5 protein-coding genes are annotated in these 8,175 nt (G+C 59.6%); 3 read left to right on the top strand and 2 right to left on the bottom strand.

Features of this window, described 5'->3' with window-relative positions; genetic code table 11:
* Nucleotides 1-83, top strand: an 83-nt coding sequence (locus tag RCH10_RS26725; RefSeq protein ID WP_409054573.1) for an IS3 family transposase, incomplete at its 5' end; no start/stop codon positions are given.
* A gap of 1,126 nt (nucleotides 84-1,209) precedes the next feature.
* Here the strand turns inward: RCH10_RS26725 and RCH10_RS26730 are convergent.
* Both RCH10_RS26730 and RCH10_RS26735 read right to left on the bottom strand, forming a co-directional pair.
* Nucleotides 1,210-2,604 carry a CHASE3 domain-containing protein gene (locus RCH10_RS26730; RefSeq protein ID WP_409054726.1) on the bottom strand — a complete coding sequence of 465 codons (1,395 nt, stop codon included), beginning with the start codon at nucleotides 2,602-2,604 and terminating at the stop codon, nucleotides 1,210-1,212.
* Between the two features lie 224 nt (nucleotides 2,605-2,828).
* A complete protein-coding gene (locus tag RCH10_RS26735; RefSeq protein ID WP_323500843.1) occupies nucleotides 2,829-3,740 on the bottom strand; it encodes a LysR family transcriptional regulator in 912 nt (303 codons plus the stop codon).
* 98 nt (nucleotides 3,741-3,838) lie between these two features.
* Between RCH10_RS26735 and RCH10_RS26740 the strand changes: the two genes are divergently transcribed.
* Both RCH10_RS26740 and RCH10_RS26745 read left to right on the top strand, forming a co-directional pair.
* Nucleotides 3,839-5,452, top strand: a complete 1,614-nt coding sequence (locus tag RCH10_RS26740; protein WP_323500821.1) for an NADH-quinone oxidoreductase subunit L — start codon at nucleotides 3,839-3,841, stop codon at nucleotides 5,450-5,452.
* A 22-nt stretch (nucleotides 5,453-5,474) separates the two neighbouring features.
* Entirely contained in the window at nucleotides 5,475-8,033 is a 2,559-nt protein-coding gene (locus tag RCH10_RS26745) for a DUF2309 domain-containing protein (protein ID WP_323500822.1), read from the top strand.
* Nucleotides 8,034-8,175 lie beyond the last annotated feature (142 nt).

Here is an 8,175-nt window from a genome sequence, read left to right on the forward strand (position 1 = left end):
GGTACAACGAGAAGCGGATCAAGATCTCCCTGGGGGCCCTCAGCCCGATCGAATACAGGGTGAGTCTTGGACTTGCGGCATAAAACCAGTCCAAGTTTTTATCCGCACCCCCAACCCTCATAAGTGGGTCAATTCTCGGTCGGCGCCAACACGACAAACAGTTTGTATGAAGCATACGGAACCCAATGTAAAACGCGATGCTCGACTTCAAGCTTCCGCGGATTTATGGGCCGTATCTTTGCGTTTCCTTCCGCTTGCCACAAGAACTGTTTTGACACTTCGGCGCGCATCAATTCAATTTTTTACTCTTTTGGCTCGGCGACGACGCCTTCGGCTGCCGTCCCAAGCTTTATGCCGCAACCGCCTCAGCATCGTGTGCGGGGGTCGGTTCGTTGGGATCTTTTCGCAACTACTTCAGGCAAGTGGTGATGGCATCGGCGATACAACTGGCTCTCACTCATCGGTAACCGTTGCAGCGGTCGAGCCCGATCAAATGCATGAACCCGAGCGAAACTCCATGCATCGCTCATGCTGGCCTCAACCGCCGCGATCTGGAAGATTGGTCTGTCACGACTGTTAAGCGGGCGAAGTGCGCCGGTAACGATGTCGGAGCAGGTGCGTTGGCGGGCTTTTGCCGCCTGGACGCAGGCAGTTTCACGTAAATATTTGTGTGCATCTGGAACGCCTTGGTTCTCCCCGTCGAACCCGGCCTCAACGAAGACGTCGACATCGGTCAAACGATTTGCGACGCGGCCCCTGTCCCAAAGCTATGGCAAACGTAGATGTGGAACTACTTCGCATCGGGCGTCCGCATGTCGCCGGTTGAATCGGCTGGCATCGACCCCTTGTCCAGGAGACTTTACTCATCTTGTCCTTTGACATTTTGTCCTTGGCTATCGCTCCGTTGGGCATCTTGTCGTTGTCCGTCGGTTCTTTGCTCATGCCGCCTTTGCGAATGGACTGACCATTGGATACGCTACCGCCTGCTGTGGCCCCATCGCTCGATCCGCTGCTTGTTGCGGAACGGCCACTCAGACCCCCGCCGCCATCTCCGCTGCCACCGGCCCCGCCGCTTCCGCCTGCACCTTATGCCAGCGCCGAGACGGAGCGACGCCAGCCATACCGGAAAGAAAGAGGCCATCCAGATGTTTTTTGCACGGCTCTGCTTTGCGCGTTTGCGGGAATGGACAACTCCCCTCTCGAGACAGCTCAGGCCAACTTTGCACCATGTGATGCAGGACCCTTCCCTTGCCCCGCCGCATTGACCGGCCGCTCTGCGAGCGGCAGCCGCGCGCGAAGTACCGTACCCTTCCTGGGTGATGACTCGATGGTCATTGAGCCGCCCAACGATTCGACCCGGAATCGCATTCCGGCTAGCCCATGTCGACCGAGAAGAGCCACATTTCGGACAAATCCGACGCCGTCATCCCGGACTTCGATACCCACAGAATCGACTTCACCCCAAAGCTTGACCCAGACATGCGTGGCCTCGGCGTACTTGGCAATGTTTGTCATACCCTCCTGGACGAAACGGTAAACCGCAAGATCGTCGGGCGGGATCAGCCTGAGCTCGTCGAGCTCGGCAGTCACCGGTATCGCAAGCGCTTGTTGCGCGTCCTCGCACAAAGTCAGGATCGCAGCCCGAATTCCTAATATCTCCAGTGACGAAGGCCTGAGGTCTTCGATGACGCGACGCTTGAATGCAATGCCTTGATTCAGAAGTTCAATGGCATGCTCCAACCTTTCTAAGAGCGCCGGACCATCATTCAGTTTGGAACGCATACGGGCCAGATCCAATTTGGCTGCGGTAAGCAGGCCTCCAAGTTCGTCATGGATTTCTCGGGCTAGATACCCTCGCTCGTCTTCTCGCACATTTTGCAAATGGCGGGCAAGCTGGCGCAACTCGCGTGTGCGGGTACGCACCACGGTTTCGAGTGACACTGCGCGCTCCACCTGCTCGCGATCGCGTTGCTTTAACTGCTGCAGATAGACGATTACCCCGGCCATGCTGGCCAAGGTTAGCAATGCCGCCGCGATGCGATTAAATTGCAGCGCGTCATAAATTGAGGACCGAGCCAACGCCTGAGCTTGCGCCGCCTGATCCAGTTCTTGACTGAAAATCTCGCGCAGGCTTTCCATCAGATCGCGGCCTGCGCCTGAGCCGATCAAGGCGATGGCTTCTACATGCTTTCCTTGCATTTCCAGTGCCAGCGTCTGTGCCATCTCTGCCAGCTTGGCGTCGATGATCGCGTTCGAGCGCCGGGCGAGTGTCTGCTTATCGCTCTCGGTGAAAGCAAAGAAGCGGCGCAAGTTTGCACGCGGTTCAGGTAGTTCCTTCAGAGCCGAACGGTAAGGTGCAAGGAAGGCATCCTGTTTGGTCAACAGATAGCCGCGTTGTCCGGTTTCCGCATCGGTGAGCAACTGCAGAATGCGTGCGGCACCGATGCGCGCGTCAGTCAGTTCAATGCCTCTTCGCACCATGACGGAGGTGCGATAAAAAGCCACCTCATTGACGATCAGAGCAAGGAAGGCCGCAACGACAACCATGGGTACCGCATAGCGTTGACGCAAAATTTGCCCGGCAAGGTTCTGGATGTTCTTCACGGTCTACGCTCAAAAATCGATGCGGCATGCATACCCGCACGTAACTATGAGACGGCTTTTCAATGGGCTTGGGGGCTTGGTACTGATTGTTCGTTCGGCCGCGCAGTTGCGGACCTGCTCGAATTTAACGCCGGATGCTAGCGCGCGTGGATACGGGCAGCCGCCTTCGGTTGTCGACGACGGTACCATTTCGACCCCGTTTCTCATGATTTCGCTCAGCACGATCAAATGGTGACCGTTTCAGGAAACGCCATCGGCGCCTCCGACAGCAGCAAATCCAAAATTTCGATGCGATGACGGTGTGGAGTGGTGATGGCGTAAAAGCGCTCCTGCAATTGCGTCGAGTGTCCTACAGCGATGAGAATGCCTGCCTGCAGCTCATCCTGCACCACCACTTCTGGCAACACGGCCAGCCAGCCGCTGTCGCGCGCGATCAGACGCAGCATGGCCATATCGTCGACTTCGGCACGCAACCGGGGCGTCACATTCGCCGTCGCGCACAGCGAGTCGAACTGTGCACGCAAGGCGTGCCGTTGACCCGGCAAGGCAATGTCCAGACCATCGAGGTCGTGCGGCACGCGCAGGCTGTTCGCTTTCCAGACCTTTGCCGGTCCGACCAACGAAATCGCCTGGCTGCCCAGGAAGCGGCAGTGCATAGGCCGATCGGGGTCTACAGGCACTGGCTCGTTCGCCAACACCACGTCGATCTGATGCTGCGCCAGTCGTTCCAGCAGCCCATCGAGCAATCCCGACTCCAACGTAAGCACCAGCGACGGATCGCCCAGCAAAGGGCGAATCCAGTTTTCCTGATAGTTGCGTGACATCGTAGCCACGCTGCCCACGCGAAGTCGGGTCACGCCGTCACTGCGCCCCTGCAAACGGCCGAGCATTTCGCGGCCCAGACCAAAGATGGTGTCGGCATAGGAGAGGACTAGCTGACCCGGATCGGTCAACTTCAGCCGTCGGCCGTTGCGGGTGAAAAGGGCCTGCCCGAGGCGGTCCTCCAATTGGCGGATCTGCGTCGACAAAGCCGATTGGGAAACATGCAGATCTGCTGCAGCGCGCGTGAGGTTTCCTGTCCTGGCCACGCACCAAAAATAGTGCAAGTGGTGGAAGTTGAGTTGGTCCAGCTGCATCATTCTCTTTTCCATATCAATCAGTTCTGATAAATGTAATTTACAGAACTGTCCACCGCAATCACGATTGCTGCAAATCCCACACCGCTCACAACTCCATGAATACGCTTAAAGCTCTCATGATTTCAACCCTGCTGGCGCCACCCGTTCTGATGGGACTGGCGTCGATTTTCCCGTTACCTGCCGACCGCCCGATTGCGGTGTCTTGGCGCCGGTTCGGCGCGCTGTCGGCCCTGGCATCGATTGCGTGCCTTGCAAACCTCCTGGCCTGGTCGTTCATCCCTTCTCTGCCGGCATCCACGTCGACGCCGTTGCGCCACGCGCTGGCCGCGATACCGTTACTCGACTGGATTGGAGCCAGCGCACTGGGCGTGTGGATGGCGATATTGGTGCAAACGCTGGGTTCTGTGATCGGCGCGTTTTCTGCGCGCTACCTGCAGGGGGAACCCGCGCAGCGTCGATACGTCGCGGCGCTCTCTGCGGTGCTCGCGGCCGTGCACCTGCTGCTGCTTGCGCAACACTGGCTGGTGCTGGTCGCGGCCTGGGCGTGCGTCGGGGTGGCGCTGCAGCGACTGCTGTGCTTCTATCCGGACCGCCCATTTGCCATGCTGGCCGCCTGCAAAAAACGGCTAGCCGATCGACTGGCCGACGCGCTCTTGCTGACCGCAGCCGGGCTGGCGTGGTGGTCGGTCGGCAGTGGTTCGTTGCCGGCGCTGTGGCAGCACTTAGCACACAACGGCGCCTCTGCCGCGCTGCAAATTAGCGCGATGTGCCTCGTACTCGCTGTCGTGCTGCGCACGGCGCTGATGCCAGTGCATGGCTGGCTGATACAGGTGATGGAAGCACCCACCCCTGTTTCCGCGTTGCTGCACGCCGGCGTGGTGAACCTGGGCGGCTACGTTTTAATCAGCTTTGCACCGCTGCTAGCGGCCGTACCCGCAGCACGCTGGCTTCTCGTGATCTTCGGATTGGTGTCGGCCGTCCTGGCCGGTCTGGTAATGCTCACGCGCATCAGCATCAAGGTGCGGCTGGCTTGGTCCACCGTAGCGCAAATGGGCTTTATGGTGCTGGAATGCGGCGTCGGTTTGTATACCCTTGCAGCGTTACATCTATTGGGCCACTCGCTTTACAAGGCACATGCCTTCCTGTCGGCTTCGAGCGTCGTGCGCCAGACCCGTCTGAAGGCCTTGCACAGTCCTGTATCTCCTTCTGCATTCAGCACGATATTTGCACCGGTGCTGACAATATCGATCGTGCTGATGATCCAGTCGTTGTCCGGCCTCGCACCCTGGCCCTGGTGGTGGAGCGCAGTGCTGGGACTGGCCTGGGCGCCATTGCTGTGGTCGGGAGATATACCGGCTGACCTTGGGCAACGCGCAAAGCAGATGCTGTTCGGCCTGCTGATGGTCTCCGGTCTGACGGGCGCCGCCCTGCTCGCACATTCGCTGCCATTTGGTATTTTGGATGCTCCTCAACACCTGCTTGGCCTTGTCGCCCTGGTGGGCATGGTGGCGATGTACCTCTGCCTCGCGCTCCTGCAACTTCGACCACAGGTTCTAAGCCGCTGGCGGCGATGGAGCTATGCAGGGTTTTACGTCGACGAGGCCTACACACGGTTCGCCTTGCAACTCTGGCCAGCCCCCTGGACGCCCGACCATCGAGACGATCACCCCAAATCCGCGACATCCGCACTTATGAATGCCCCCCACTAAATCGACTATCACGGAGATAAGCATGATCAACACTCATCTAGCCTTTGCCCAGCCAGAAGTGGAAGGGGTTTTGGAAATCGAAAACGTTCCTGATAAGAACACCGCGCAGAACGAACACATTGAATTGGCTTGCAGCCAGGCCTGCCGCGCGATCGCACCTGCGTGGCCTTTGGACCGCGCTATTGCGGTCAACCCGCACTGGTCGCGAATTGACATGCCGGTGCGCCAAGTTGCCGCCCGCATGGAAGTATTGGGCAACATCCGTGTGTTCCCACCGAGGGATCAGCAACAACGTGCATGGGCCGAGGGCCGCATCAGCCCGACGGATTTGGATTGTGCGCTGCGCCGCCTGCCAGAAGCACGGGCCATGCGCCTGACACCTCACCAGTGCGTAGAAGCGCTGCAAGCCGAAGCCTTTGTGCATCCTCTGCCGCTGCTGATTGACGTGCTCGACAACGATCCGCAGCGCCATACCCGCCTGTCCTGGCGCCAGGCCATCACGCACCAGGTAAGCCAGACCTGTGCGGCCTACTTCGATGAGCACCAGGCCGATTGGCGGCCGGAGCGCTCCCAAGGCTTGTATGCATTCTGGCGAGAGACTCTCCAACATGACCATGGCATTGGCCTGCTTATGGGCCTGCCTCATATCGGCAGTGCCATGGACGCTCTCCCGGCCACGGCGAGGGATGCTGAGCATTGGGTGTTAACGCGTCTGGGCCTGCCGAAGGCGGCATGGGCGGACTATCTGGAGGCCGTGCTTCTCACCGTCAACGGCTGGGCCTCATGGTGTGCCTATCTAGGCTGGCAAGCCGCTCTCGAGGGGCAGTTGGACGTGCATTTGCGTGAGTTGCTCGCAATCCGTCTGGCCTGGGGCGCTTTGCTTCTTGAATGCAAAGATGACGTTGCGGCCAAGCAGGCGTTTGCAGCGCTGCATGAGGCCTGGGGTCAAGCCCAATTTTTGTTGGGTAAAGCTGAGCAAGCACAGGTGATCGACGAAGTCTGGCAAGTAGCACTTGAAGTTGGCTACCAGCGCGAACTCGCCCAGAAACTTCTTGCAGCAAGCCGTCCGGCGCTAACGTCTAAGACTATCGAGGTGCAGGCCGCCTTCTGCATCGATGTGCGCAGCGAGCCTTTGCGCCGTGCACTCGAAGCCGTATGGCCAGCTGTCCAGACACTAGGGTTCGCTGGTTTTTTTGGTCTTCCAGTTGCTTACACGCCGCTGGGTACGCGAGCCAGACGACCGCAATTGCCCGGCCTGCTGGCGCCTGTCATGGAGGTGACCGATTGCATCGTTTCGTCCGATCCAGCCTATCGCGACTCCACTGCGACACTTCAAACTGCCGCCGGTCGGTCGCGTCGAGTTCATCTCGCCCTCTCCGATCAGTGGCAGGGCGCCAGCCGCTGGCCCAGTGCTTCCTTCTCGTTTGTTGAAGCTGTCGGACTTGGGTATCTGGGCAAGCTTGGACAATGGCTGCTGCCATCCAGGCAGGCCAGGGCCCGGGACGACCTCGCGGGACTGCCGGCGCGCTATCGGCCGATCTGCCGTCCGCAGCTGGTCGGTCTCGATCCCGATATTAAGATCGCGCTGGCTGGCAGCGTGCTGCACGCCATGGGGTTGGACAAACACATTGCCCCTCTTGTGCTGTTGGTTGGGCATGGAAGCCAGTCTGCCAACAACGCTCAGGCCGCAGCGCTGGATTGCGGTGCGTGCTGTGGGCAGACCGGCGAGGTCAATGCCCGCGCCCTTGCACAGCTGCTCAACGATCGCGCCGTGCGCGGAGGTTTGCTGGCAGGCGGTATTACCATCCCCGCGTCCACGGTCTTCGTCGCTGCGCTGCACAACACGACCACGGACGAAATCGAAGGCTTTGACCTTGACCTTCTGCCGCCCCATGCAAACGCCCGGTGGGAGCGACTTCGCCGTATCTTTGCACATGCCTGCGACCAGGTGCGCAGAGAGCGCGCGGCAAGTCTCAAGCTCGACCCGCGCGCGCCACATAACGAACTTCTGAAGCAATTGCGCAGCCGTGCCAATGACGGAGCCCAAACCCGGCCCGAGTGGGGCCTCGCAGGCAACGCCGCTTTCATCATCGCGCCCCGTCAAAAAACTCGTGGTGTCGCCTTGGACGGCCGCAGTTTCTTGCATGACTATGACTCGGCCGAGGACGCCGACGGCAGCATTCTAGAATTGCTGATGACCGCGCCGATGCTTGTTGCGCACTGGATCAACTGGCAGTACCACGCGTCCACCTGCGATCCGCTACGCTTGGGCAGCGGCAACAAGGTGCTGCACAACGTGGTGGGTGGCAGCATCGGCATCTTCGAGGGCAACGGCGGCGATTTGCGGATCGGTCTGTCCCGCCAGTCGCTGCATGACGGCGAACGCTGGGTGCATGAGCCTCTGCGGCTGACCGTGGTCATCGATGCGCCGCAGGCGGCCATTGACGCTGTAATCGGCAAGCATGCGGTCGTCAGGCAACTGCTAGCCAATGACTGGCTTTACCTTTGGCGCTTTGTACCAGCCGGCTTCGAGCGTTATGAGCACGGGGCTTGGTCTCCGATGCACCTGGAGATCGCTTGATGTTGCAGTAGTCCCGCTACGCAGGTCGGAAAGTGAATCGCCCCGGCTTTGAACTGACCCCCAGAAGTTGGACATTGTGATCCCGCCGATCAGGCGGTGTTTCTCAACCGGTATTGAACCGGGCTAAGCCCTTTCAATCGCA

Origin of the sequence: Variovorax sp. GrIS 2.14 (genome assembly GCF_046115955.1) — a bacterium.
GTDB lineage: Bacteria > Pseudomonadota > Gammaproteobacteria > Burkholderiales > Burkholderiaceae_C > Variovorax.

Excerpts from the sequence above, each read along its gene's own strand:
- RCH10_RS26735 (WP_323500843.1), bottom strand. The coding sequence starts at position 3,740 with ATGCAGCTGGACCAACTCAACTTCCACCACTTGCACTATTTTTGGTGC.
- RCH10_RS26740 (WP_323500821.1), top strand. The coding sequence starts at position 3,839 with ATGAATACGCTTAAAGCTCTCATGATTTCAACCCTGCTGGCGCCACCC.
- RCH10_RS26745 (WP_323500822.1), top strand. The coding sequence starts at position 5,475 with ATGATCAACACTCATCTAGCCTTTGCCCAGCCAGAAGTGGAAGGGGTT.